Here is a 26080-nt window from a genome sequence, read left to right on the forward strand (position 1 = left end):
GATCAGGCGCGCTTGGCCTGCGGCACGCTGGCGCGGCAGGCCGCCAGCTGCGCTTCCTGCTCCTGCAGCACGTCGAGGAAGCGCCCCAGCGACACCGGATGGTGGAACAGGTAGCCCTGCATGGTCAGGCAGCCGTTCGACTTGAGGTAGCGCGCCTGCACCTCGGTTTCCACGCCTTCGGCGATCAGGTGCAGGCCGAGGCCGCGCGCGATCGAGATGATCGCCAGGATCACCGGATAATGTCCCTGCTCGTCGTGGATTTCCTTCACAAACGACTGGTCGATCTTGATCGTGTGGATCGGGAAGCGGTGCAGGTAGGACAGCGACGAATAACCGGTGCCGAAATCGTCGATCGCCACCGACACGCCCAGCTGGCACAGTTTGTTCAACTGCTCGATCGCGTACTGCGGATTGCGGATGCAGATATTCTCGGTGATTTCGACTTCGATCTGGGCCGGCGAAATCCCGTAGCGCAGCAGCGCGCCGCGCATCTTCTCGAAAAAGTCGCCGCGGTCCAGGTATTGCGGCGACAAGTTCAAGGACAGGCGGATCGCCTCGCCGCCGTTCTCGTTCCAGACCAGCATGTCGCGGCACAGGGCGCCCAGCATCCAGTCCGAAATCGGCAGCATCAGGCCATTGTCTTCGGCGAAGGGCAGGAACTCGTTGGCGGTCAGGAGGCCGCGCTGCGGATGGTTCCAGCGCATCAGCCCCTCGGCGCCGATGATGCGCCCGGTGATCACGTCGATCTGCGGCTGGTAGTACATTTCCAGCTCGTTCTGTTCGAGCGCCTTGCGCAGGCTCTGTTCGAGCGCGATCTTCTGGTGCGACACGTCGAGCATCGAGTTGTGATAAAAACTGTGGCCGTTCTTGCCCAGCGCCTTGACCTGGTACATGGCGATGTCGGCATGGCGCAGCAGTTCGTCGATCGACTCGCCGTCGCCCGGATAGATGGCGATGCCGATGCTGGCCGAAATGTGCACCTGGTGCCCATCGAGGTCGAACGGCAGGTGCAGGCAGGCCAGGAACTTCTCGGCGATGGCTTGCGCTTCGCCGCGTCCGGCCAGTTCCGGCAGCACGATGGTGAATTCGTCGCCGCCCTGGCGCGCCAGGGTGTCGCCCTCGCGCAGGCATTGCTTCAGGCGCAGCGCGACCTGCTGCAGCAGCTCGTCGCCCTTGACGTGGCCGAGCGTGTCGTTGACCAGCTTGAAGCGGTCGAGGTCGATGAACATCACGGCCAGCTCGGTCAGCTTGCGCTTGGCCTGGATGATGGCCAGCCCGAGGCGGTCCTTGAACAGCATGCGGTTCGGCAGGTCGGTCAGGATGTCGTGGTAGGCCTGGTACGAAATCACTTCCTCGGCGCGCTTGCGGTCGGTGATGTCGCGCGCCACGCCGTAGGTGCCGTAGAACTCCAGCTTCTTGACGTCGTTGTCCGGCACATGCATGCCCATCGAATTGAGCGAGATCGTCATCAGGGTGGTGTTGAACTCGCGGTCCTGGCCGGCGCGCGCATGGCACTTCAGGCGCAGTTCGACATTGCGCGAGGCGCGCTCGTCGACGCGGCGTTCGTTGAAGGCATAGCGCGCGCGCTCCAGGTCCTCGTCGTGCACCAGGATCGTGTAGTGCTGGCCGATCAGGTCTTCGCGCGTAAAGCCCAGCAGCTGGAAGGCGCGGTCGTTGACGAAGGTGAAGCGGCCCTCGTGATTGAGGGTGTAGATGATGTCGGGCGAACTGTCGACCAGGTAGCGGTACAGCTTTTCGGAGTTTTCCAGCTGCGAGGCGATGCGCTCGTTGTCGTGGGCCAGGCTGCGCTGCTGCAGCGCGTTGCCGACCGTCTTGAGCATCTCTTCGCGGCTGTAGGGCTTGCGCAGGTAATCGTAGGCGCCGCGCTTGAGGGCGCCGATGGCCGCTTCGATGCCGACGTCGCCGCTCATCACGATCACGTCGGCGTCGATCTCGCGCTCGTTGATGAAGTCCATGATCTCATGGCCGCTCATGTCGGGCAGGCGCAGGTCGAGCAGCACCAGGTCGAAGCGCCGCCCGCTCAGCTGCGCCAGCGCCTCGGCGCCGCTTTTGGCGGTCACCAGTTCGAAGCCGCGGTCGCGCAGCAGCTCGTGCAGCGCCGACAGCAGGCGCGGTTCGTCGTCGATCAGCAGGATGCGCGGCAGCGCGTCGCTCCCGGCCTCGGTCGGCAACAGCGCGCTGGCAGGATGGTCGTTCATTGGAGCCTTAACCGGAATCCATGGTCCGCATCCGCCCCGCGCCCTGGCCCGGCCGGCGCGCAAAACTGTGGGGCCAGGGCGCGCCCTGGCCGTGTGCGAAGATGCTTGTCCGAATGCTGCATGGTGTCGAAAACTGCCGCCAAATGGTCGATGGTTGGAGGTGGCGCACAAGCCGATGCGGCCACGACGAATGGATCACACACCTGGCGCGCGCGCGATTTGGACAGCGTGTCAGGTTTAAAAAACGGCTATCTTAGCATATATGCACGAATGTTGACCCGAGGAACGTTACTCAAAGCAAAACTTTTATTGTCAAGTGTTGTGATTGCTCACGATGCGAGGGCCGCCGGACGGCTGCGCCGGTACAGGCGCGAGGCCACCCACAAGCCCAGGGCGCACAAGGCAAAGCCGACCTGGCCCAGGGCCAGCCACAGCATCGAATGCGACAGGAAGGGCGCGATCACGCCCGCCACCAGCGCCCCCAGCAGGGTGGTGGCGAACGACTGGCAGGATGCGACAGTGCCACGGATGTGCGGGAACAGGTCGAGCGCGAGCAGGGTGGCGCCGGGCGCGATCACGGACATGCCGAAGGTGTAGAAAAACATCGGCAGCACGCTCCACGGCAGCGCCGGCGTAAAGACGCTGTGATACAACAGATTGGCGGCGGCGGCCGTCAGCAGGAAGCCGAAACCGATGCCGATCTGGCGCGCAAAGGTCATTTTGCCGGCGATGCGGTTGGCCGCCAGCGCCCCCAGGAAGATGCCGCCCACCGAGGGAATGAACAGCCAGCCGAACTGGTCGGGCCCGAGGCCCAGGTGCAGCGGCAGCGCCACCGGCGCGGCCGAGATGTACAAAAACAGGCCGGAGAAATTGCAGGCCACGATGCCGGCCTTCATGTGGAACAGGGGCGAGCTGAAAATGGCGCTGTAGTTCTGCCACAGGTAGCGCGGATTGAAGGCCTGGCGCTTCTCCGGCGGCAGCGTTTCGGGCAGGCGCCGGTAGCAGTACACGAACAGGATCACGGTGTAGGCCAGCAGCACCAGGAAGATGGTGCGCCAGTCGGCATACTTGACGATCCAGCCGCCCAGGATCGGCGCGATGGCCGGCGCGATGGTGAAGATCATCGTCACCAGCGACAGCAGGCGCGCCGCCGGCGCATCGTCGTACAGGTCGCGGATGATGGCGCGTCCCACCACCACCCCGGCCCCGGCCGAGACGCCCTGCATGATGCGGAAGATCCACAGGTAGTGCACCGAATGCGAGGCGGCGCAGCCGAAGGTGCCGATCGCGAACACCACCAGCGCGCACAGCACCACGTTGCGCCGTCCGAAGGCGTCGGCCAGCGCGCCATGCCACAGCACCATGCCGGCAAAGGCCAGCATGTAGGCGGTCAGGGTTTGCTGGACCTCGATCGGGGTGGCGTGCAGCGAGGCCTGGATGTTGGGAAAGGCCGGCAGGTAGGCGTCGATCGAGAACGGTCCCAGCATCGACAGCCCGGCCAGCAGGGTCGCCAGCCCCACCGTCCCGGGCACTGCGCGCCGCTTCGGCGGCGGCGGCGGCACCGGCGTGACGGGATCCGGCGGCAGGTCGGGCGGCGGGCTGGGGAACATGCTTACTCCGGTTTCGGCTTGGCTTCTTCGCGCCGGTTGTAGCCGGCCACCATGTCGAACCTGAACAGGCGGCATTCGAGCGCGCCGTTGAAGAACGGGGTCTTGCGCGCTTCTTTCAGGCGCAGCAGCTTGGGCAGGCTCAGGTCGGCGGTGAACAGGAACACGGTCCAGCCGGCGAAGCGCTGCTTGAGCGTGGTGCCCAGCGCCGAGTAGAAGGCGACCGACATGTCGTCGGCCGGAATGGTGCTGTCGCCGCGCACGCCGATCCGCTCGCCGTACGGCGGGTTGGTCAGGAGGATGCCCGGCTGCTCGGTCGGCGCCTTGACTTCCTGGGCCTCGATCTGCTTGAGCGGGACGTCGAACAGGATGCCGGCGATTTTCAGGTTATGGCGCGTCATGGCCACCATGTCGCCCGAGATGTCGCTGCCGAAAATGGTCGGTTCGGCCGGCAGCGGATGCGGCTTGATCGCGTTCTTCATGTCCTGCCACGGGGCGGCCACGAAGTTGTGGAACTTCTCGAAGGCGAAACGGCGGCGCGCGCCGGGCGGAATGCCCTGCACCATCTGGGCCGCTTCGATCAGGATGGTGCCCGAGCCGCACATCGGATCGAACAGCACCGTGCCCGGCTTCCAGCCGGAGACGCGCAGCATGCCGGCCGCCAGGTTCTCGCGCAGCGGCGCGTCGCCCGTTTCTTCGCGCCAGCCGCGCTTGAACAGGGCTTCGCCCGAGGTGTCCAGGTAGACCGTGAAGTTGCGGTTGTCGAGGAAGCCGACGATGCGCATGTCCGGCTCGCGCGTGTTGACCGAGGGGCGCTTGTCGAACTGGTCGCGGAAGCGGTCGCAGATGGCGTCCTTGATCTTGAGCGTGGTGAATTCGAGGCTGCGCAGGGGCGACTTGACGGCGGTGACGTCGACCCGGATGGTGTGGTCGACGCTGAACCAGTCTTCCCAGGGCTGGGCCAGGACCAGGTCGTAGATATCGTTCTCGTTGGCGTAGCTGGCGTGCGCCATGCGCATCAGCACGCGCGAGGCGATGCGCGAATGCAGGTTGATGCGGTAGGCATCAAGCTGGTCGCCCGAGCAGTGCACGCCGCCGGGAACCTGGTTGTGCACCTTCATGGTGGTGCTGGCGAGGGCGATTTCGCCCAGTTCTTCGGCAAGCGCCGCTTCCATGCCGCGTGGGCATGGGCAGAAAAATGATGGCATGTGGTGAACCCTTTGTCCGTTGTGAAAAATCGTTAAATCGTTAAATCGTTAAATCGTTACTGCAACCGCCCTCGTTCCCGCGCCGAGGCGGCCCCGGCGAGAACCCAAGTTCGTGGCTATGGCGCGGATTTACTTGGATTCCCGCCTGCGCGGGGACGACGGTTTTGAAGATGGCGCGAACGGTGAAGCTAACTTAATGCGCGCTCCACGAAATCGAGCCGGTCCTGTCCCCAGAACCCCTCCCCGTCCACCACGTACCACGGCACCCCGAACACGCTGGCGGCCATGGCTTCATCGGTGTTGCGGTCGTACTGTTCCTGCACGCCGGCCGTGGCGGACGACTTGACCAGCATTTTTCCATCGAGTCCGCAGGCGCTGGCGATCTGCGCCAGCGTATCCTCGTCCGAGATATTCCGGTCCTCGGCCCACAGCGCGCGCATGATGGCGCCGGTCAGCCCCAGGGCCGCATCGGCGCCCAGGCCGGTGCGCGCCGCGATGATCAGGCGCGCCGCCGCATCGGGCGGCACCGGGAAAAACGTCGGATGCGCAATCAGCGGCAAGCCCAGATGCCTGGACCAGCGCGCCAGCTCCTGCAGGCGATAGGCCTGGCGCTGCGGCGCGCGCTTGGCCAGCGGCAGCCCGCCGGAGACGCTGAACACCTTGCCCAGGTCGAAGGGCTTGATGTCGATCAGCGCGCCGCGCGCCTGCGCCATGGCCACGAAGCGCTCGTGACCCAGGTAGGCCCAGGGCGACTGCGGCGCGAAAAAATACTGAACCGTTTTACTCATGAAGCCCCCGTCAGAAGGGTTTGACCACGACCAGGATCACGATGGCGGCCAGCAGCAGCACCGGCACCTCGTTGAAATAGCGGTACCAGACATGGCTGCGCTTGTTCGCGCCGTTCTCGAATTTTTTCAGGAGCGAGCCGCAGGCGTGGTGGTAGCCGATCACCAGCAGCACCAGCGTCAGCTTGGCGTGCATCCAGCCGCCGCGGAAGCCATATCCCAGCCACAGCCAGACCCCGAGCAGCACCGCCGGCACCGCCAGCATGGTGGTGAAGCGCAGCAGCTTGCGCGCCATCAGCAGCAGGCGCGCGCTGGCGACGTCGTTGGTCTCCTGCGCCAGGTTGACGAAAATGCGCGGCAGGTAAAACAGCCCGGCGAACCAGGAGGCGATGAAGACGATGTGAAACGCTTTAATCCAGAGCATGACAATCCAAAGTAGTTAGGTGCGGACTTCGCCGTGGCCGAACACCACGTATTTGAGGGACGTCAAGCCGTCCAGCCCGACCGGGCCGCGCGCGTGCAGCTTGTCGTTGGAGATGCCGATTTCGGCGCCCAGGCCGTATTCGAAGCCGTCCGCGAAACGGGTCGAGGCGTTCACCATCACCGAGGCCGAATCGACTTCGCGCAGGAAGCGCAGGGCGTCGCTGTAGTCTTCGGTGACGATCGCCTCGGTGTGCTTCGACGAATAGGTATTGATATGCTCGATCGCCGCGTCCATGCCGTCGACCAGCTTGAGCGCCAGCACCGGCGCCAGGTATTCGGTGGACCAGTCCTCTTCCACGGCCGCCACCAGGTGCGGATAGCCCGCCAGCAGCGCGAACGCTTCCGGATCGGCGCGCAGCTCGACTGCCTTTTCCGCGTACACGGCGGCCAGGCGTGGCAGCACGGCCGGGGCGATGGCGCGCGCCACCAGCAGGGTTTCCATGGTGTTGCAGGTGCCGTAGCGGTGGCACTTGGCGTTGAAGGCGATCGCCACGGCCTTGTCCAGATCGGCCTTGCCGTCGATGTAGACGTGGCAGATGCCGTCCAGGTGCTTGATCATCGGAACCGTGGCCTCGGCCATCAGGCGCGCGATCAGGCTCTTGCCGCCGCGCGGCACGATCACGTCCACGTACTCGGGCATGGTGATCAGCGCGCCGACGGCGGCGCGGTCGGTGGTGTCGACGATCTGCACGCCATCCTGCGGCAGGCCGGCGCCGGCCAGGCCTTCGGCCACGATGGCGGCCAGCGCGCGGTTGCAGTGGATCGCTTCCGAGCCGCCGCGCAGGATGGTCGCGTTGCCGCTCTTGATGCACAGCCCCGCCGCGTCGACGGTGACGTTCGGACGCGCTTCGTAGATGATGCCGATCACCCCCAGCGGCACGCGCATCTGGCCCACCTGGATGCCGCTCGGGCGGAATTTCATGTTCGAGATTTCGCCGATCGGGTCGGCCAGCGAGACGATCTGGCGCAAGCCTTCGACCATGGTGTCGATGGCCTTGTCCGACAGCTGCAGGCGGTCCAGCATGGCCGGCGCCAGGCCGGCGGCGGCCGCCGCATCGAGGTCGCGCGCATTGGCGGCGCGCAGCAGCGCGGCATCGCGCACGATGGCGTCGGCGATCAGCAGCAGCGCGCGGTTGCGCGTGGCGCTGTCGGAGCGCGCCATGGCGCGCGAAGCGGCGCGGGCGCGCTGGCCGACCTGTTGCATGTATTCGGTAATGTTCATTGTCTCGTCCAGGTGAAGCGCATCCGTCGCGCCGGCACCATGCCAGCGTGCCGCAGCGGTCTATCCGCGCGTTACTTTCAGGGCCAGCTGCAGCATTGCATCCCAAGCGTCGCCCGCAAAGCCTTTGGCGCGCAGGCCCTTGATCATCTTGTCGACCTGCGCGGCGTCGCGCATCGCGCCTTCCAGGGTGGGCAGCGAGATGCGGCGCAGCGCCGGCTCCATCATGCGTTCGCGCGGACCCCAGATGCGGTGTTCCTTGAGCAGCACGCCGAGCGGCCGTCCCTGCGCCATCCCGGATTTCAATTTTAACAGCGTCCGGATTTCTTCGGCGACCGCCCATAACACCAGCGGCAGCGCCTCGCCCTCGCCTTTCAGCCCTTCCAGCATGCGCACCAGGCGCGCGGGATCGCCCGCCAGCATGGCTTCGGACAGCTTGAAGACATCGTAGCGCGCCACGTTCAGTACCGCGTCGTGCACCTGTTCGAAGGTCAGCTTGCCCGGGTCGTGCAGCAGGGCGAGCTTTTGGATCTCTTGGTGCGCCGCCAGCAGGTTGCCCTCGACCCGGTCGGCGATGAAGTCGAGCGACTGGCGGTCGGCGGAGAGGCCGTGCGCGGCCAGGCGCGTGCCGATCCAGCCGGGCAGCTGGGGACGCTCGACCGCGGGGATGTCGATGTACACGGCGGCCTGCTGCAAGGCGCCGACCCAGGCCGCCTTGGCGGTCTGCCAGTCCAGCTTGGGCAGGGTGATGAGGGTCAGGTTGTCGGGACTGAGGTCCTTGGCGTAGCTTTGCAGCGCCGCCCCGCCATCCTTGCCCGGCTTGCCGGTCGGGATGCGCAGTTCGATCAGCTTCTTGTCGCCGAACAGCGACAGGGCCTGGTTGGCCGCCAGCAGCTCGCCCCATTTGAAGGTGCGCTCCACCGTCAGCACGTCGCGTTCGGAGTAGCCGTTGGCGCGCGCGGCGCGCCGGATTTTGTCGGCCGCCTCCAGCGCCAGCAGATGCTCGTCGCTGGAAATGACGTACAGCGGCGCGATGGTCTTGGCCAGGTGCCCTTCGAGCGCGTCAACCCTTAGCTGCATCGCATGCTCATGTCGGTTTGACCGCCACCAGGCGGCGCAGGATCTGCTGGACCAGGTCGGTCTGCATGTCGCGGTACAGCAGCACTTCTTCCGATTCCTTGCCCAGCACCTGGCTCTCGTCGAAGGTGATCGAGCGCTTGAGCGAGATTTCGGTGGCCGGCAGCAGCTCGGCGCCCTTGTTGTCGCGCAGGCGGAACACCAGCGTGTAGGTGAGCAGGTATTCGCGCACGCGGCCCTGGGCGTTGAGCGAGAGGATCTGCTTGCCGCGCGTCTCGGACAGCACGTCGAACAGGGTCTCGGCCTGGGCCGCGTCGGCCACCACCCGCACGTCGTCGCCGCCGCGCAGGTTGCGCCGCAACTCGGTGCCGAGGGCCGAGGTTTCGGGGAACGACAGGTAGATGCTATTGAACGGCATCTTGAACTGGCCGTTCGCGCCGCGCAGCTGGAAGCCGCACGCGCTCAGGGACGCGAGCAGCACCAGCGCGGCAGTCGCGCGCAGCACGGTGGCGGAGCGAAAGGTGGTCATCGCTCAGACCACGATGCTGATCAATTTGCCGGGAACCACGATCACCTTTTTCGGCGGCGTCTCGATGTACTTCTGCACCGCTTCGCAGGCCAGCGCCATCGCTTCGATGGACGCCTTGTCGGCATCCTTGGCGACCTTGATCGAGCCGCGCAGCTTGCCGTTCACCTGGATCATCATCTCGATCTCGGCCTGTTCCAGCGCGGCCGGGTCGACCTGCGGCCACTGCACGTTGAGGATGTCGCCATGGACCCTGGCGTAGCCCAGTTCTTCCCACAGCACGTGGGTGATGTGCGGCGCGACCGGGTTGAGCACGCGCAGGAAGATCGACAGGCCTTCGGCGATCACGGCGTCGGTGGCCGCGCCGTCTTCCAGCTTGGCCGATTCCATTGTGTTGAGCATCTTCATGCAGGCCGAGACGACCGTGTTGTACTGGATGCGTTTCAGGTCGTAGTCGGCCTGCTGCAGGATCTTGTGCAGTTCGCGGCGCAGGGTCTTGTGCGCTTCGCCGCCGTCGGCCTTGTCGCTCGCGGCCAGGCTTGAAGCGATGCGCGGCGACTGCGCGTAGGCATACGCCCACACGCGGCGCAGGAAGCGGCTGGCGCCTTCGACGCCGCTGTCGGACCACTCGAGCGTCTGCTCCGGCGGCGAGGCGAACATGGTGAACAGGCGCGCGGTGTCGGCGCCGTACTGGCCGATCTGGGCTTGCGGGTCGATGCCGTTGTTCTTCGACTTCGACATTTTTTCCGTGCCGCCGATGATGACCGGCTGGCCGTCGCTCTTGAGCGTGGCGCCTTGCGGACGGCCCTTGTCGTCCAGGGTCAGGTCGATGTCGGCCGGGTTGTACCAGGTCTTCTTGCTGGCGTCATCTTCGCGGTAGTAGGTTTCGTTGAGCACCATGCCCTGCGTGAGCAGGTTGACGAAGGGCTCGTCGAACTTGACCAGGCCGAATTCGCGCATGATCTTGGTCCAGAAGCGTGCGTACAGCAGGTGCATGACGGCGTGTTCGATGCCGCCGATGTACTGGTCCATCGGCATCCAGTAATCGTTGCGCGCGTCGACCATGGCGTCGTGGCTGCCCGGCGAGGTATAGCGCATGTAGTACCACGACGAGTCGACGAAGGTGTCCATCGTATCGGTCTCGCGGCGCGCGGGCTTGCCGCACTGCGGGCAGTCGCACTTGAGGAAGGCTTCGTGTTTATTCAGCGGGTTGCCGCTGCCGTCCGGGACGCAGTCTTCCGGCAGCACCACCGGCAGGTCTTTTTCGGGCACCGGCACCACGCCACAATCGGCGCAGTGGATCATCGGGATCGGCGTGCCCCAGTAGCGCTGGCGCGAAATGCCCCAGTCGCGCAGGCGGAAGGTGATCTTCTTGTCGCCCAGGCCGGCGGCGGCCAGGTCGCCCGCCACCGCGTTGACGGCGGCGATGTGGTCGAGCCCGTCGTATTTGCCGGAGTTGATGGCGACGCCGCTCTCCTTGTCGCCGTACCATTCCTGCCAGCCGTCCGTCGAGTATTGCTTGCCTTCGACGGCGACGACCTGCTTGATCGGCAGATCGTATTTTTTGGCGAAGGCGAAATCGCGCTCGTCGTGCGCGGGCACGCCCATGACGGCGCCGTCGCCGTAGGTGATCAGGACGTAGTTGCCGACCCAGACTTCGACTTGTTCGCCCGTGACCGGATGGGTGACGAACAGGCCGGTCGGCATGCCCTTCTTCTCCATGGTCGCCATGTCGGCTTCGATCACGCTACCGAGCTTGCACTCGGCGATAAAGGCCGCCAGTTCCGGATTGGTCTGGGCGGCGTGCTGCGCCAGCGCGTGTTCCGGCGCCACGGCGCAGAAGGTCACGCCCATGATGGTGTCGGCGCGGGTGGTGAAGACGTACATCTTGCCGTCGTCGATCAGTGTACCGTCGGCGTTGGCGATGGTGTGCGGGAAGGCGAAGCGCACGCCGACCGATTTGCCGATCCAGTTGGCCTGCATGACGCGCACGCGTTCCGGCCAGCCGGGCAGCTTGTTGTCGACGTAGTCGAGCAGTTCGTCGGCGTAGTCGGTGATGCGCGCGTAGTACATCGGGATTTCGCGCTTTTCGATGGGCGCGCCGGAACGCCAGCCACGCCCGTCAACGACCTGCTCGTTGGCCAGCACGGTCTGGTCGACCGGGTCCCAGTTCACGGTGCCGGTTTTTTTGTAGATGATGCCTTTTTCGAGCATCTTGAGGAACATCCACTGGTTCCACTTGTAGTATTCGGGCTTGCAGGCCGTCATTTCGCGCGACCAGTCGATCGCCAGGCCCATCGACTCCATCTGCTCGCGCATGTGGGCGATGTTGGAATAGGTCCACTGCGCCGGCGGCACATTGTTTTGCATCGCCGCGTTCTCGGCCGGCATGCCGAAGGCGTCCCAGCCCATCGGCATGAGCACGTTGTAGCCGTTCATGCGCAGGTAGCGGTACATCACATCATTGATCGTATAGTTGCGCACGTGGCCCATGTGCAGCTTGCCGGAAGGGTAAGGCAGCATGGAGCAAGCGTAGTACTTCCCTTTCGGGAAACGCGGGTCGTTTTCGACTGCCTTGTAGGCGTCGATGGCCTTCCAGTGGGCTTGGGCGGCTTGTTCTACGTCGGCGGGACTATATTTATCTTGCATGATGTGTGCGGCCAAGCGGGCGCGGCCAAAAGTAATATGAACCGATCATTATACTGGCACATGCCGTATACAGGCACGGCCGGGGGCCGGGGGCAAAAATTCGCTGAAGTGCGCTGAACTATCCGGCGACATCGACGTCTAAATTGACATGATGAGCAATTTCGACACAGCAGGCCAGGCGCGGCAGCTGGCGTTGGCAGGTTTGCCAATACCGCAGGCGCATGCGCAAGCCCTGGCCAAGGTATTCGATAAGCTCGCCCACGAGGCGCAGCTGTTGACCCTGCAATACGATGTGCAAACAGCGAGCCGTCCGCGTACGGGAGACTGAGGTCATGACAATCGAATTCGATGCGATCAACTACGCTCAGCAGCTGGAATCGGCCGGCGTACCGAGGAACCAGGCTGACGTGCATGCCAAGGCGCTGACCGAGGTAGTCGGCGAGGTCGTCTCGACAACGGACCTGCTGCAAACGAAAAATGAATTGCAGCGTGATCTACGGCATACGGAAGAACGGCTGACGTCACGGATCGATGTAACGAAGACCGAATTGAGCGCCAAAGTCGACACCTTCAGAGGCGACTTGAGCACCAAGGTCGAGACCTTCAGAGGTGAATTCAGCAGCAAGATCGAGACCTTCAAAGGTGAATTCAGCAGCAGAATCGAGACCTTCAGAGGCGAATTCAACACCAAAATCGACCTGCTCGACGCAAAAATAGAGCGGATACGCACTGAGCTGAGGGCCGACATGAAGCTACTGGAGGGAAAAATTGACAAAAACAAGACGGAGCTGGAAGCGAAAATTGATGGGTGCAGAGTTGAACTGAACGCAAAAATTGATGGGTGCAGAGTTGAACTGAACGCAAAAATCGATGGATTTCATGTTGAACTGAACGCAAAAATCGATGGATTCCATGTTGGACTGAACGCAAAAATCGATGGAATCAAAGCTGATCTGGACGCGAAAATCGATGGATTCCATGTTGGACTGAACGCAAAAATCGATGGAATCAAAGCTGATCTGGACGCAAAAATCCACGAGCTCATGTCGGGGCAGAAGGCGCTTGAGAAGGACTTCCATCGGGTGTACTGGATTTTCGGCCTACTTTTCAGTCTCATCGTCCCGATGTTCCTGAAAACCTTCTGGCCCGGACTGCTGGGCTGAACGCCGCGACGGCACGGTAAAATACCCTCCTGCCCACTCGCCCAGCCATCCTGATGGTCCTCTACCAGGAATACCCGCCCCACCCCGCGCTGGCCCCCTATCTGGCCTGCCTGTGGACCTGCCAGGTGTTCCCGGGCGCCCGGCCCGTCACGCACCGGGTGCTGCCCGATAACTGCATGGACATCCTGTGGCAGGACGTGGCAACGCTGAGCCGCGTGTCGGGCATGATGAGCACGGTCATCCACGTGCCCGTGCACCAGCCTGTGCGCACCATCGCGGCGCGCTTCAAGGCGGGCGCCGCCGCCCACTTTTTCACCATGCCATTGCACCAGCTGGCCGACCAGCATCCCCTGCTGGACGCGCTGTGGGATGGTGCCACGGCGCGCCGGTTCACCGACGCCCTGTGGTCGCGCCCGCTGTCCGACAGCGAGGCTGTCGCCACCGTCGAACGCCTGCTGCTGCAGCGCCTGCGCCGCGCGGCGAACGTTGCCAGGCCGGGCCTGGCCGAGGCGGCCATCGCCGCCATCGAACGTTCCCACGGTTCCGTGCGCATCGAGACCCTGGCCGCGCAACTGGGCGTGTCGCGCCAGCACCTGTCGAGCCAGTTCCGCGCGCGGGTCGGCCTGGGCGCCAAGCAATTCGCGCGCGTGTGCCGCTTTCGCCAGGCCAGCGCGCGCATCCGTGCCGCCATCGATCCGCACCAGCTCGACTGGACCAGCCTCGCGCTCGAGCTCGGCTACTACGACCAGCCGCACCTGATCCACGAATTTCGCGAATTGTCGGGCAGCACGCCGGAATCCTTCGCAACACGGACCTGAGCGCCTTACATTTTTACAATACACGCGGCGCGCGCCGTGGCACGATGCTGCTTTGCACTCACAGGAGACGATCATGATCAAGGGAATGCGCACTGTCTGCTACCCGGTCCAGGATATGGACGCGGCCAAGGCCTGGTTCACCGAGGTGTTCCGCACCGCCCCCTACTTCGACCAGCCGTTCTACATCGGCTTCGAGATCGGCGGTTTCGAATTGGGCCTGCATCCGGGCGAGCCGGGCATGGCGGGCTGCGTGGCTTACTGGGGCGTGGACGATATCGAGGCTGAAGTCGAGCGCATCACCACCCTGGGCGCGAGCATCCACTCGGCGATCCAGGACGTGGGCGAGGGCATCAAGGTGGTCGAGTTGAAGGATCCGTTCGGCAACACCCTGGGCCTGATCTACAACCCGACGTTCGACCTCAAGAAGGTGCGCTGAGCACCGGTGCGCCCCTGCGGGCGGTCGCCGCCCGCGCGCAGCGGTGCGCCTTGCAGCGCATCAGCGCAATACCAGCGCCAGCGCCGGCTTCTCGCCGTAATCCTCGTAGCGCTCGTTGATGCCGGCGATGCAGAAGGTCATCTCCTCGAGCAGGTCGGGCACGCGCTCGCGCATCGATGCCGCGTCCTTGATGACGATCTCCAGCACCTCGTTCGGCTTGAGCCGGAAGCGGGTCATGCCGTCTTCGTCGCGCAGGTAGCTCAGGCAGTCGACCCAGGCATCCATGGTATTGGCGTAAAACTCGGGAAAGCCGAACGCCGCGCGGCTTTCGGAATGAAAGGTATCCCAGCCGAGGATCGAGGCGCCATTCAGTTCGGCACTGGCCATATTATTTCTCCTTGTGTGGGTCGGTCACGAAGCCGAGCTTGCCCAGTCCACGGGACTGCGCCGCCGCCATGACCTGGGCCACGGCTTCGTAACGGGTGTTTTTGTCTGCGCGCAGCAGCAGTTCGGGCTGCGGCGCCCGGCGCGCGGCCTGGGTCAGGCGCGCATCGAGTCCGGCCGCGTCGACCTGCTCCTCGCCCCAGTACAGCGCGCCTTGCGCGTCGATGGCGATGGTCACCGTCTGCGGCTGCTGCTGCACGGCGCCGGCCTGCGCGCGCGGCAGGTCGAGCTTGACCGCATGCGTGAACATCGGCGCGGTGATGATGAAAATGACGAGCAGCACCAGCATCACGTCCACCATCGGGGTCACGTTAATATCGCTCATCATCGCATGCTGGCGCGATGGATCGAAGCTGCCGAATGCCATGCTGTTCCCCTAGTTGCCGAAGTAGGAATGCAGATCGTGGGCAAAGCCGTCGAGCTCGGCCAGGGTGAGCCGGTTCAGGCGGTTCAATCCGTTATACGCCAGAACGGCGGGAATCGCCACCACCAGCCCGAAGCCGGTCATGATCAGGGCTTCGCCGACCGGTCCGGCGACCCTGTCGATCTGCACGATGCCGGCCGCCGACACAGTCGACAGTGCATGGTAAATCCCCCACACCGTGCCCAGCAGGCCCACGAAGGGGGCGGTGGCGCCGATCGAGGCCAGCACGGTCAGTCCGCTGTCGATGCGGTGGGTGGCGCGCGTGATTTCCCGGCGCAGCACGCGGACCAGTTGTTCGTCGCGGCTCATGGCGCCGGCCAGGGTGGCGCCGCCGCCGGCATGGGCCAGTCCCTGTTCGGGCAAGCGCACGTAGACGCGCTCGCGGTCGGCCAGGGCGAGCAGGGCGATGCCGTCCTGCAGGTTGGGCGCGCCCCAGAAGGCGTCCAGCGCGGGCGCGGCGCGCCGCACGCGCCAGGTACTGAAGGCCTTGGACAGGATGACGAACCAGCTCACCAGCGACATCAGCATCAGCACATAGGCCACCGCGTGGCTGATGGCGTCGCCCTGTTCCCAGTAGCGCGCGACGCTGAAGTGATTCACCGGCGCCATGGCGGACGCTAGTCCTTGAGTGCCAGCACGTCCTGCATATCGTACAAACCGGTGGCCTTGTCGGCCAGGAAGCGGCAGGCGCGCAGCGCGCCGGTGGCGTAGCTGGCCCGGCTGCTGGACTTGTGGCTGATTTCGATGCGCTCGCCGGTGCCGGCGAACAGCACCGTATGGTCGCCGATGATGTCGCCGCCGCGGATGGTGGCAAAGCCGATGGTCGAGGGATCGCGCTCGCCGGTGACGCCTTCGCGTCCGTAGACGGCGCATTCCTTGAGGTCGCGACCGAGCGCGTCGGCGATGACTTCGCCCATCTTGAGCGCGGTGCCGGACGGCGCGTCGACCTTGTGGCGGTGGTGCGCTTCGATGATTTCGATGTCGTAGCCTTCGGCAAAGCTCTTGGCGGCCAGTTCGAGCAGCTTGAGGGTGACGTTCACGCCGACGCTCATGTTGGGGGCGAACATGATCGCGGTTTTTTCGGCGGCGGCGGCAATCGCGGCCTTGCCGGCATCGTCGAAACCGGTGGTGCCGATGATCAGCTTGATGCCGTGTTCGGCGCAATACGCGAGGTGCTGGAGCGTGCCTTCCGGGCGGGTGAAGTCGATCAGGTATTCGGCGCCGGCCAGGCCGGTGGCCAGGTCGGCGTCGATCCGGATGCCGGACTGGCCGACCTGCTGGCCGATGGCCGGTGTGCCGGCCAGGCCGAGCGCCCCCGCCAGCACGGCGTCCGGGGCGGCGTCCACCGCGTCCACCAGCATCCGTCCCATGCGCCCGTCGGCGCCCGCTACCGCAATTTTCATCTGACTCATTGTGCCGCCCCTCGTGCTACCCGCTACCGTTGTGTGAATGACTTGTGTGACTGACTTGCGTAAACGATTTACTTGTTGATCTTGATCGAGGCCGAACCGGCTTCTTCCTTCTTCGGCGCTTCCTTGGCGGCCACCTTGGACGGACCGGCGATGCGCGCGATGTATTCCTTCTCGGTCGGCAGGTTGCCGCCTTCGAATTTCTCGACCTTGTTATCCTTGAAGTAGACCGTGACCCGGCTGCTGGTCAGCTCGCCATCGCCGCGCGCCAGGTAGAACGGAAAGTCCCAGCGGTCGGCGTGGAAGATATCGGTCAGCAGCGGGGTGCCGAGCAGGAACTTGACCTGCTCGCGGGTCTGGCCGACCTTCAGCTGAGTCAGCATTTCCTGGGAGATGAAGTTGCCTTGCTGGATGTCGGGGCGGTAGGGCGAGAAGATCCACAGGACCTTTTGCAGCTTGCTCGCCTGCACAGTCTGGGCGCCGGCATCGGGCGAGGCCTTGACCGGGACCACGGGATCCTTGGCGCCGCCGAACATGGCGCAGCCGGACAGGCTCAGGACGGCGCCGGCCAGGGTCGCCACGAGCGGGGCGCGCAGGCTGAAACGGTGCAAAACGGCAGTATCGACAGGCATAGATGACCTCAAATCGTTGTACGGAAGCCTAGGCACCTCCGTCTAAAACGCTATATGATAAAGCACTACGCCAATATACGAGTAACAAACATGAGTAACAATCCTAGCGACCTCAAAGCCAGCGGCCTGAAAGCCACCCTGCCCCGCCTGAAAATCCTCGAGATTTTCCAGAACAGCGAGGTACGCCACCTGACTGCGGAAGATGTTTACAAGATTTTGTTGACCGACAATATGGATGTCGGCCTGGCGACCGTGTACCGCGTACTGACCCAATTCGAGCAAGCGGGCCTGCTCAACCGCAACCATTTTGAAACCGGCAAGGCGATTTTCGAGCTCAACGCCGGCTCCCACCACGATCACCTGGTGTGCCTGGACTGCGGCCGCGTGGAAGAGTTCTACGACGACGAAATCGAATCGCGCCAGCACAAGGTGGCGGTCGAGCGCGGCTTCAAGATTGCCGAACACGCACTGGCCATCTACGGCAACTGCGTGAAACCAGCCTGCCCCCACAAAACCTGACCGGGGGCCTCGACCCAAGCTGCTGCGCGGCGCGCTACGCGCGGCTCAGGAATGGCTGAGCGCGTTCGAGAGCAGCTTGGCGGTGATATCCACGATCGGAATGACGCGCTCGTAGGCCATGCGGGTCGGTCCGATCACGCCCAGGGTGCCGACGATCTTGCCGTTGACCTCGTAGGGCGCGGTCACCACGCTCATTTCATCCATCGGCACCAGGTTCGATTCGCCGCCGATGAAGATCTGCACCCCGGTGGCCTTGCTCGAGACGTCGAGCAGCTGCATCAGCCCGGTCTTCTGCTCGAACATGTCGAACATCTGGCGCAGCGACGTCATGTTGGACGACAGGTCCGACACGCTGAGCAGGTTGCGTTCGCCGGAAATGACCATATCGTCCGACTGGTCGGCCATCGCCTCGCTGCCGGCTTCGACCGCCGCCTGCATCAGGCTGCCCATATCGTCGCGCAACTGGCGCAATTCGGTGGTCAGGCGCGCGCGCACGTCGTCGAAGGACAGGCCGCCGTAATTCTGGTTGATGTAATTGGCCGAACGCACCAGCTGGGCCGGCGTGTAGTCGGACTCGGTCAATAGCAGACGGTTCTGCACGTCGCCGCGCGGATCGACGATGACGAGCAGGATGCGTTTTTCGGACAGGCGCAGGAATTCGATCTGCTGGAACACCGATTCGCGCCGCGGACTGAGCACCACGCCGGCGAACTGCGACAGCGAGGACAGCATCTGCGCCGCATTGGCGATCATCTTTTGCGGCTGGTGGGCCGGCAGGCGCAGGCGCCCCTCGACCGCGTGCTCGTCGAGATGTTGCACAGTGAGCAAGGTGTCGACGAAGATGCGGTAGCCGCGCGGGGTCGGAATGCGCCCGGCCGAGGTGTGCGGACTGGCCACGTAGCCGAGTTCTTCCAGGTCGGCCATGATGTTGCGGATGGTCGCGGGCGAGAGGTCGAGTCCGGAAATCTTCGACAGCGCGCGCGACCCCACCGGCTGGCCGTCGGCGATATACCGTTCGACCAGGGCCTTGAGCAGCGTTTGCGCGCGGGTATCGAGTTGCATGATTCTAGATGTGGTGCGGTAAGGGCAAATACAAGGGCAAGCACAAGTGCTGATCCGCCTATTATGCACGTTCGCCGACGCGGCGGGGACTTATGTGGCCGGCGCGCCCGGCCCGCCTCAATCGTGCTCGCGCTTGAGCCAGTCGATCAGTTCGTCGAAACTGCGGCAGATGGCGTCCGGCACCACGCCGTGTTCGAGGTGGCGCTCGCTGCCGGTGCGGTTGAGCCAGACCGCGCGCAGGCCGGCGCGCTGGGCGCCCTGCACGTCGAGCAGCACGTCGTCGCCCACGTACACGGCATCGGCCGGATCGACCCCGAGTTCCTCGCAGGCAGCCAGGAAAATGGCGGCATCGGGCTTGGCGCGGCCGAAGCGGCTGGCCGCCACCGAGACCTTGAAGTGGTGCGACAGGCCGATCGCCTGCAGGTCGGCATTGCCGTTGGTGACCGCGCCGAGCAGGCTGCGGCCTTTCAGGCGCAGCAGGCCGGGCACCACGTCGTCGTAGGGAATCACGGCATTGCGCGCGGCATAGAAATGGACCATGGCCTGCTCGACCTTGGCGGCGTCTTCCCCGGCTTGCTCGAAGGCCGAGAGCAGGCCGGCGCGGCGCAGGGCGCCCAGGTCGAGCTCGAATTCGGGCTGCTGGGCCAGCAGGGCCAGGCGCGCCTGGCGCAGGGCGTCGATGGTGAAGCGCTCGGCCACCCGCGGCGCATTGCTGTGCAGCCAGGCGTGCAGGGTTTCCTCGGCTTGCAGGATGACCGGCGCGATCGGCCACAGCGTGTCGTCCAGGTCGAACAGGATGGCTTTGGGCCAGGTACGGCGCGGCGGGGTCGTCATGGTCTTCTCGGTAGTGGGTCCGCTTCCAGCATAGCGAGGCGCCCGCCGAAAATCAACCGCATTGCCGGGCCGCCGGCGCGCCGGGGCCGCGCCTTACACACCGATACAAGGCAATGAGCCGCGGCGTTGACAAATGCTCTAAAATGACGTCCACCTCAGGCTGTCCGCCGGCGGCCCAGCTTCCCACCTTACCCGCATTCGTTTTGGAGAAAGTATGAAAAATCTGTACCTGCGTTCCGCCGTGGCACTTGCTTGCGCGCTCAGCCTGGCCGCTTGCGGCGGCGACGATGATGGCACCATGCAACTGGGCGGTGGCGTGGAAGGCGTGACCGTGGCCGGCCTGGTGCTGCAGAACAAGGGCGGACCGGAGCTGAAGGTCGAGCCCTTCGCCAGCAGCTTCGTGTTCCCGGACCTGATCGCCACCAATACCGAGTACGACATCACCATCAAGTCGGCGCCGTCGAACGCCACCTGCGTGATGATCAACGGCAAGGGCAAGTCCAGCATCTACGGCGTCGGCTCGATCGGCGTGCGCTGCACCCTGAAACCGCACGATGTCAAAGGCAAGGTAGTCGGCCTGACCACCGGTCCGCTGGTGATCATCAACGGCACCTACCGCCTGACGATTCCGGCCAACGCCACCGCGTTCAACCTGACCACCGAGTCCGAGGACAAGAAAACCAAATTCGGCCAGGTCGGCGAAACCCAGGCCTACGGCTTGAGCGTGCTGCAGCAGCCGCCCGGCCTGACTTGCCGCATCGACAACGCGATCGGCGTCATGGGCAAGGCCGACGTCGACAACATCCTCATCACCTGCAACTGATCCCGGCAGCCGCCCCGCGCGGGCGGCGCCCTATTTTCTGGAGAATTTTATGAAGTCATCCGTCCTGCGCCATTCGCTGCTGCTGACGCTCGCCCTGGGCCTGGCCGCATGCGGCGGCAAAGCGACCTTCCCGGTCGAAGGCAGAATCACCAACCTGAAATACGCGGGCATGGTTGTGAGCAATATCGGCATGAACGACCTGACGGTCGACGCCAAGGCCACCAGCTTCCGTTTCCCGAACACCATCGAGTACGGCATCCAGTACGACGTCAAGGTCAAGCAGAGCCCCCCGCACCAGACCTGTTCCGCAGACAACGGCAAGGACACCGCAGGCCGCCAGGCCTCGATCAACGTCCTCATCACCTGCCTCGACATCCTCAATTCGATCGGCGGCGCGGTCAAGATCGTCGGCCTCGACGGCACCGTCAAGCCCTACGTCGGCGAAAACCTGGTGCTGATCAACGGCAGCAGCGACAGGATCACGGTGGCCAAGGATTCCCAGTCGTACAAATTCGCCGGCCAGCTCGCTTTCGGCGTCAGCTATGGCGTGTCTGTCCTGCAACAGCCGGATGGCGGCAAAGTCGCATGCGAGGTCGACCGCGGCGTAGGGGAAATGGGCGATGCCGAGATTACCAACGTCAACGTGATCTGCCGCGAGAAGTAATCCGGCCGAGGGTTGCGAAGGTGATATTTGCGAAAGGCATAACTGATATTACAAAGATAAATTGGCCTGATATGCTGTAGCGCAGCATAATTGCACCTGTCTCCTCCAACTCTCCTCAAAAAGAATTGGATTTCAAGCCCGCTTCACAGCGGGCTTTTTTTTGTCCCGATTTTCGCTCCAGCCTCAGTTGCGCCGCTGTTCCAGCGCGTTGTGGCGCAGCGCCGGCACATAGAAGCCGGCCACCGTGTCGATCAGCTGGTCCGGCCTGGCGCCGGCCAGGTTGGTCAGGATGATCACCGCCAGGTCGTCGTCGGGATACACATAGAAGGCCGAGCGCCCGCCGCCGATCCCCGCCACCGCCCGCTGCGCCTGCGCGCCGCGGCGGATCGCCGGCCAGCCCAGGGCCCACGGCGCCGGACGGCCGTCGGCGAAGGAGGACGGGGTCCACATCGCGGCCAGGCTGGCCGGCTTGAGCAGGCGCCCCTGCTGCAGGGCGACAATCCACTTGCCCAGCTCGGTCGCGGTGGTATTCATGCCCGCGCCGGTGCGCATGGCCGGCGGAAACTCCTCGACCACATTGCGCAGCACGCCGCCCGCGAAGCGGTAGGAATTGGCCTTGTTCATGACGATGTCGCCGCTGTCGCCGAAGCTGCTGCCCGGCATGCCCACCACGTCGAACTGCTGGTGCCGGATGAAATCGAGGAAGGGCTCGCCGCCGAGGCGGTCGATAATCTTACCCAGCAACACATAGTTGGTCTGGTTATAGCTGAAGCGCTGGCCGGGAGCGAAGGCGAGCGGCGCCGCCAGGGCGCGCTTCCACGCCCCCTCCATGCCACCCGGGAGCAGGTCGCCTTGCTCGTCGAGGATGTCGGGCAGTCCGGACGTATGGTCGAGCAGTCGGGCCACGCTGACGCCCTGCCACGCCGCCGGCAAGCCGTCCAGGTAGCGCGCCAGCGGCGCGTCCAGCGCCAGCTTGCCCTGCTCCACCAGCTGCATGATGGCCACCCCGGTGATGGCCTTGGTCCCCGAATTGATCGAGAACACGGTGTGCTCGCCGACCGCCACCTGGTGCTGGATATTGGCCACGCCGAGCGCGCGCGACAGCACCACCTTCCCCTGCCGGATCACGGCAATCTGCAGGCCGGGAATGCGGCGCTCCCGCATCTGGGCCTGAATATAGTCGAGGACGGCCTGGCTGGCCGCGCTGTCGCTCGCGGAGGCCGGCGCGGCAATGGGCGCAGGCGCCGCCAGGGACGGTGCCCCGGGCACGCCGGCCGCCAGCGCGGCCAGCAATAAAAACAGGGTGCGTGAACATTTCATCGGATCGACTTCCTTATGGCAGAGGTAAAGCATTCGGGCAAGCAACGCTCCATCATGGCATGAAAATGGAAAATGTTGGCGATTTGAAAACGTTATTTCTGGACGGATCGTATAGCTGACGTGCGGCTTGTCATCGTCCTGTCATCTTGCCGTCACGGCACGGTCATCTGGGCTGGCTAGAATCCCGCTTGCTAAATTCAACCCCAGCCATAGGACCTTCATGAACAAGCCAAACGATCTGGTTAGCTCCATCGACCCAGATGACATCGACTGCAACGATTCGCCGAACGAACACTTCAACACGGTGCTCAACGCCCGCCTGAGCCGCCGCAGCCTGCTGCGCGGCGGCATGGCATCGGCCGCCACGGCGATCTTCGGCGCAGTCGGTCTGTCGGCCTGCAGCAGCGACGACCCGGCTCCGGTCGCGCCAACCCCGACCCCGACCCCGACGCCGGTGCCGACTGAAAAACTGCTGGCGTTCAATGCCGTTCCGAAAACCCTGGCCGATATGGTCACCGTTCCGGCCGGCTACACCGCGTCGGTCATCTATGCGCTGGGCGACCCGCTCAACGGCACCACCCCTGCCTACAAGAACGACGGCACCGACGACAACTTCGACACCCGTGCCGGCGACCATCACGACGGCATGGAGTTCTACGGCCTGTCGGCCAACGGCACTGCCACCACCAGCAGCTCCGACCGCGGCCTGCTGGCCGTGAACCACGAAGCGACCACGGACGCGAAACTGTCGTCCTTCTTCCTGCACGCCAATGGCGGCGTGACCACCCTGCCGCGCCCCGTGGCCGAAGTCGACAAGGAAGTGGCGATCCACGGCGTGAGCGTGGTCGAAGTCAAGAAGACCGGCGCGGCCTGGGCCTACGTCAAGGAATCCTCGTTCAACCGCCGCATCACCCCGCTGACCGACATCGAACTGTCGGGCCCGGCGCGCGGGAATGCGCTGCTGGTGACCAAATACTCGCCGACCGCAACCAAGACGCGCGGCACCCTGAACAACTGCGGCACCGGCAAATCGCCATGGGGCTCGTTCCTGACCGGTGAAGAAAACTGGTCCGGCTACTTCGTGCGCGGCGCCGCCGACGACGCCGCCCGTGCCGGCGACAAGAGCATCGCTTCGCTCAAGCGCTACGGCCGCAACCAGGGCGCCGCCTCGCGCCACGGCTGGGAAAGCGCCGGCAGCGACGACAAGTACGCGCGCTGGGACATCAGCAAAAAAGGCGCGTCGGCCGACGGCAGCGACGACTACCGCAACGAAATGAACGGCATGGGCTACATCGTCGAAATGGACCCGTACGACAAGTCCAAATCGGCCAGGAAGCGCACCGCCCTGGGCCGCTACGCCCACGAAAGCGCCGCCTTCGGCAACCCGGTGGTCGGCCAGCAGCTGGCGGTATACATGGGCGACGATTCGCGCAACGAATACATCTACAAATTCGTCTCGACCGCCGTCTGGGCCGCCGCCGACGCCAGCGCCTCGGACCGCATGGCCACCGGCGACAAATACCTCGACAGCGGCAAGCTGTATGTGGCCAAGATCAACGCCGACGGCAGCGGCCAGTGGATCGAGCTGGCCATGTCGAACGCCGCCATCGCCGGCTACAGCGCGTACAAGTTCGCCGACCAGGCCGACATTGCGATTAACGCCCGCCTGGCCGCCGATGCGGTCGGCGCGACCAAGATGGACCGTCCGGAATGGTGCTCGGTCAATCCGGCCAACGGCGAGATCTACTACTCGCTGACCAACAACTCGAACCGCGCGGTCGACCCGAGCTCGTCGCAACTGGCACCGGACAGCTCGAATCCACGCGCCTACACCGACATGAAAGGCAGCTCGGCCCAGACCGGTAACCCGAACGGCCATATCCTGCGCATGAAAGAAGGCGCGGGCGGCTCGGCGGCGACCAGCTTTACCTGGGACGTGTACCTGTTCGGCGCCGAAGCGGGCGCCAATGGCGGCTTCGTCAACCTGTCGAACCTGACCGCCGACCAGGACTTCTCGAGCCCGGACGGCCTGGCATTCAGCCCGTACACCGGCATCTGCTGGATCCAGACCGACGATGGCGCCTACACCGACGTCACCAACTGCATGATGCTGGCCGCCGTGCCGGGCACGGTCGGCGACGGCGCCAAGGTCACGCTGAACCATCCGAAGGCCAATGGCGGCACGCTGGCGGTCGATACCTATGTGGGCAAGAAGCCGACGGCGGAAACCCTCAAGCGCTTCCTGGTCGGTCCGGTGGGATCGGAAATCACGGGGATTTGCGAAACGCCGGATGGCAAGTCGATGTTCATCAACATCCAGCACCCGGGCGAGAACACCTCGCAGGCCAACCTGGCCGATCCGTCGAAGTACACCAGCCAATGGCCGAGCAACGCCGGCTACGGCCCGGGCAAGCGCCCACGTTCGGCGACCATCGTCATTACCAAGAACGATGGCGGTCGGATCGGGTCGTAAGCAGCAGTGAGGGTGGGCCGGCCTGACAGACGGGTTGGCTCGCTTGAAACGACAACCGCTAACGCAAAAGCCGTCGTCCCCGCGCAGGCGGGGACGACGGCTTCAACTTTTAGCGCAGGAAACTACGTCTTCAGCCCACCGACGATCCGCAGCACCTGCGCGCGCGCGTCGGTCCATCCGGACGCGGCCAGCTTCGGCCCGCACTCGGCGCAGGGCTCGAACGGATTGCAATCGTGTTCCAGCGCCACATAGCGCGCTCCCACCACCTGCTTGCCCACATACGAATCGACCCGGCCGGCCGGCTTGGCCGACGCCGGCAGCGGCACGCCCTTGAGCAGCCAGCGCTGGAACGGCGCCGCGTCCACCCCGTCGGGCACGTACCACAGCTTGCTGTCCTTGTTCCAGCGCGCGCCCAGGGCCTTGGCCTCGTCCTTTTCGGCGTACGGGACTTTGAGCATGATCATGAGCTCGCTCCTGTCAGGCCGGCTGCTTGAGCAGATTCGACAGCGCCACATACTGCTCCAGGCTGACCGTCTCCGGACGCGTCGACGGATCGATGCCCGCCTCGACCAGCTGCGCTTCGGTCAACATCCCGGCCACGCAGTTGCGGATCACCTTGCGGCGCTGCGAGAAGGCCTTCATCACCACCGCTTCCAGGGTCGGGCCGTCGCAGGCCAGCTTGCGCGCGGTCGGCACCATGCGCACGATGGCCGACTCGACCTGCGGCGGCGGATCGAAGGCGGTCGGCGGCACGATGAACAGCAGCGACATGTCGTAGCGCCACTGCAGCATCACGGACAGGCGCCCGTACACCTTGCTGCCGGGCGCGGCCACCATGCGCTCGACGACTTCTTTCTGGAGCATGAAGTGCTGGTCTTCGATCAGGTGCGCGAATTCGGCCAGGTGGAACAGCAGCGGGCTCGAAATGTTGTACGGCAGGTTGCCGACCACGCGCAGCTTTTGCCCCGGCGGCACCGGAATGCTGCCGTAGTCGAACTTGAGCGCGTCGCCCGAATGAATGGTCAGCTTTTCGCGCGGGAAGTTGTTTTCCAGGCGCGCGACCAGGTCGCGGTCCAGCTCCACCACGTGCATGTGGTCCATGTGCTTGAGCAGCAGCGCCGTCATGGCGGCCAGGCCCGGCCCGATTTCGACCATCGCCTGGCCCTGTTCGGGACCGATGGCGTCGATGATGTCATCGAGGACGTGTTTGTCGGTCAAAAAATTCTGGCCGAAGCGCTTGCGGGCGACGTGTTTCATATTCTTCTTCTCAATGCGATTCTGGGACT

27 protein-coding genes are annotated in these 26080 nt (G+C 64.5%); 8 read left to right on the forward strand and 19 right to left on the reverse strand.

Features of this window, described 5'->3' with window-relative positions; translation table 11 throughout:
* Nucleotides 1-2 precede the first annotated feature (2 nt).
* The 9 genes from EJB06_RS09885 to leuS form a co-directional block, all read right to left on the reverse strand.
* Nucleotides 3-2219, reverse strand: coding sequence for a putative bifunctional diguanylate cyclase/phosphodiesterase (locus EJB06_RS09885; protein ID WP_126073826.1), 2217 nt, complete (start codon nt 2217-2219; stop codon nt 3-5).
* Between the two features lie 329 nt (nt 2220-2548).
* Entirely contained in the window at nt 2549-3829 is a 1281-nt protein-coding gene (locus EJB06_RS09890; protein ID WP_126073827.1) for a multidrug effflux MFS transporter, read from the reverse strand.
* Between the two features lie 2 nt (nt 3830-3831).
* The gene (locus EJB06_RS09895) at nt 3832-5034 is read right to left on the reverse strand and encodes a THUMP domain-containing class I SAM-dependent RNA methyltransferase (protein ID WP_404932166.1); all 1203 of its coding nucleotides are present in this window, start codon (nt 5032-5034) and stop codon (nt 3832-3834) included.
* 188 nt (nt 5035-5222) lie between these two features.
* Nucleotides 5223-5822 (reverse strand): 2-hydroxychromene-2-carboxylate isomerase, encoded by a 600-nt coding sequence (locus tag EJB06_RS09900; protein WP_126073828.1) that lies wholly within the window; start codon nt 5820-5822, stop codon nt 5223-5225.
* Nucleotides 5823-5832: 10 nt separating this feature from the next.
* Complete coding sequence (locus EJB06_RS09905) at nt 5833-6243, reverse strand: CopD family protein (RefSeq protein ID WP_126073829.1); 411 nt, start codon at nt 6241-6243, stop codon at nt 5833-5835.
* 15 nt (nt 6244-6258) lie between these two features.
* Complete coding sequence (locus EJB06_RS09910; RefSeq protein WP_126073830.1) at nt 6259-7524, reverse strand: glutamate-5-semialdehyde dehydrogenase; 1266 nt, start codon at nt 7522-7524, stop codon at nt 6259-6261.
* A gap of 60 nt (nt 7525-7584) precedes the next feature.
* A complete protein-coding gene (gene holA / locus EJB06_RS09915; RefSeq protein ID WP_126073831.1) occupies nt 7585-8601 on the reverse strand; it encodes a DNA polymerase III subunit delta in 1017 nt (338 codons plus the stop codon).
* A 7-nt stretch (nt 8602-8608) separates the two neighbouring features.
* Nucleotides 8609-9127, reverse strand: a complete 519-nt coding sequence (locus tag EJB06_RS09920) for an LPS-assembly lipoprotein LptE (protein ID WP_126073832.1) — start codon at nt 9125-9127, stop codon at nt 8609-8611.
* A 3-nt stretch (nt 9128-9130) separates the two neighbouring features.
* On the reverse strand, nt 9131-11773 hold the full coding sequence (leuS, locus tag EJB06_RS09925; RefSeq protein WP_126073833.1) for a leucine--tRNA ligase: 2643 nt from the start codon (nt 11771-11773) through the stop codon (nt 9131-9133).
* Between the two features lie 148 nt (nt 11774-11921).
* Here leuS and EJB06_RS09930 point away from each other — a divergent pair, with 148 nt between their 5' ends.
* From EJB06_RS09930 to EJB06_RS09945, 4 genes are all read left to right on the forward strand, one after another.
* Nucleotides 11922-12101 (forward strand): hypothetical protein, encoded by a 180-nt coding sequence (locus EJB06_RS09930; RefSeq protein ID WP_126073834.1) that lies wholly within the window; start codon nt 11922-11924, stop codon nt 12099-12101.
* Nucleotides 12102-12105: 4 nt separating this feature from the next.
* Nucleotides 12106-12936 (forward strand): CCDC90 family protein, encoded by an 831-nt coding sequence (locus EJB06_RS09935; protein WP_126073835.1) that lies wholly within the window; start codon nt 12106-12108, stop codon nt 12934-12936.
* A 53-nt stretch (nt 12937-12989) separates the two neighbouring features.
* Entirely contained in the window at nt 12990-13754 is a 765-nt protein-coding gene (locus EJB06_RS09940; protein ID WP_126073836.1) for a DUF6597 domain-containing transcriptional factor, read from the forward strand.
* 73 nt (nt 13755-13827) lie between these two features.
* The gene (locus EJB06_RS09945) at nt 13828-14190 is read left to right on the forward strand and encodes a VOC family protein (RefSeq protein ID WP_126073837.1); all 363 of its coding nucleotides are present in this window, start codon (nt 13828-13830) and stop codon (nt 14188-14190) included.
* A 60-nt stretch (nt 14191-14250) separates the two neighbouring features.
* On the opposite strand, the gene EJB06_RS09950 is transcribed toward EJB06_RS09945, so the two are convergent.
* The 5 genes from EJB06_RS09950 to EJB06_RS09970 all read right to left on the reverse strand — a co-directional run bounded on the left by EJB06_RS09950 (nt 14251) and on the right by EJB06_RS09970 (nt 17099).
* Nucleotides 14251-14577: a barstar family protein gene (locus EJB06_RS09950; RefSeq protein ID WP_126073838.1), complete on the reverse strand. Its 327-nt coding sequence runs from the start codon at nt 14575-14577 to the stop codon at nt 14251-14253.
* A 1-nt stretch (nt 14578) separates the two neighbouring features.
* A complete protein-coding gene (locus tag EJB06_RS09955) occupies nt 14579-15001 on the reverse strand; it encodes an ExbD/TolR family protein (protein WP_126073839.1) in 423 nt (140 codons plus the stop codon).
* Between the two features lie 9 nt (nt 15002-15010).
* Nucleotides 15011-15667 (reverse strand): MotA/TolQ/ExbB proton channel family protein, encoded by a 657-nt coding sequence (locus EJB06_RS09960; protein WP_126073840.1) that lies wholly within the window; start codon nt 15665-15667, stop codon nt 15011-15013.
* 8 nt (nt 15668-15675) lie between these two features.
* Nucleotides 15676-16470, reverse strand: coding sequence for a 4-hydroxy-tetrahydrodipicolinate reductase (gene dapB, locus EJB06_RS09965; protein WP_126073841.1), 795 nt, complete (start codon nt 16468-16470; stop codon nt 15676-15678).
* Nucleotides 16471-16538: 68 nt separating this feature from the next.
* Entirely contained in the window at nt 16539-17099 is a 561-nt protein-coding gene (locus tag EJB06_RS09970) for an outer membrane protein assembly factor BamE (protein WP_126073842.1), read from the reverse strand.
* A gap of 90 nt (nt 17100-17189) precedes the next feature.
* Between EJB06_RS09970 and fur the strand changes: the two genes are divergently transcribed.
* Nucleotides 17190-17618, forward strand: coding sequence for a ferric iron uptake transcriptional regulator (gene fur, locus EJB06_RS09975; RefSeq protein WP_126073843.1), 429 nt, complete (start codon nt 17190-17192; stop codon nt 17616-17618).
* A 45-nt stretch (nt 17619-17663) separates the two neighbouring features.
* On the opposite strand, the gene hrcA is transcribed toward fur, so the two are convergent.
* Nucleotides 17664-18680 (reverse strand): heat-inducible transcriptional repressor HrcA, encoded by a 1017-nt coding sequence (hrcA, locus tag EJB06_RS09980; protein ID WP_126073844.1) that lies wholly within the window; start codon nt 18678-18680, stop codon nt 17664-17666.
* Between the two features lie 117 nt (nt 18681-18797).
* Nucleotides 18798-19514, reverse strand: a complete 717-nt coding sequence (locus EJB06_RS09985; protein WP_126073845.1) for an HAD family hydrolase — start codon at nt 19512-19514, stop codon at nt 18798-18800.
* Nucleotides 19515-19728: 214 nt separating this feature from the next.
* Between EJB06_RS09985 and EJB06_RS09990 the strand changes: the two genes are divergently transcribed.
* Entirely contained in the window at nt 19729-20337 is a 609-nt protein-coding gene (locus EJB06_RS09990; RefSeq protein ID WP_126073846.1) for a hypothetical protein, read from the forward strand.
* 49 nt (nt 20338-20386) lie between these two features.
* Nucleotides 20387-21001: a hypothetical protein gene (locus EJB06_RS09995; protein ID WP_126073847.1), complete on the forward strand. Its 615-nt coding sequence runs from the start codon at nt 20387-20389 to the stop codon at nt 20999-21001.
* 183 nt (nt 21002-21184) lie between these two features.
* Here EJB06_RS09995 and EJB06_RS10000 read toward each other — a convergent pair whose 3' ends face one another.
* Nucleotides 21185-22321, reverse strand: a complete 1137-nt coding sequence (locus EJB06_RS10000; RefSeq protein WP_126073848.1) for a serine hydrolase domain-containing protein — start codon at nt 22319-22321, stop codon at nt 21185-21187.
* Nucleotides 22322-22541: 220 nt separating this feature from the next.
* On the opposite strand from EJB06_RS10000, the gene EJB06_RS10005 reads away from it, so the two are divergent.
* Complete coding sequence (locus EJB06_RS10005) at nt 22542-24794, forward strand: PhoX family protein (RefSeq protein WP_126073849.1); 2253 nt, start codon at nt 22542-22544, stop codon at nt 24792-24794.
* Between the two features lie 122 nt (nt 24795-24916).
* Here EJB06_RS10005 and EJB06_RS10010 read toward each other — a convergent pair whose 3' ends face one another.
* Entirely contained in the window at nt 24917-25258 is a 342-nt protein-coding gene (locus EJB06_RS10010; protein ID WP_126073850.1) for a DUF5710 domain-containing protein, read from the reverse strand.
* Between the two features lie 13 nt (nt 25259-25271).
* On the reverse strand, nt 25272-26051 hold the full coding sequence (gene rsmA / locus EJB06_RS10015) for a 16S rRNA (adenine(1518)-N(6)/adenine(1519)-N(6))-dimethyltransferase RsmA (RefSeq protein WP_126073851.1): 780 nt from the start codon (nt 26049-26051) through the stop codon (nt 25272-25274).
* Nucleotides 26052-26080 lie beyond the last annotated feature (29 nt).

The sequence above is a fragment of the Massilia atriviolacea genome (assembly GCF_003953935.1).
Classification (GTDB): domain Bacteria; phylum Pseudomonadota; class Gammaproteobacteria; order Burkholderiales; family Burkholderiaceae_D; genus Telluria_A; species Telluria_A atriviolacea.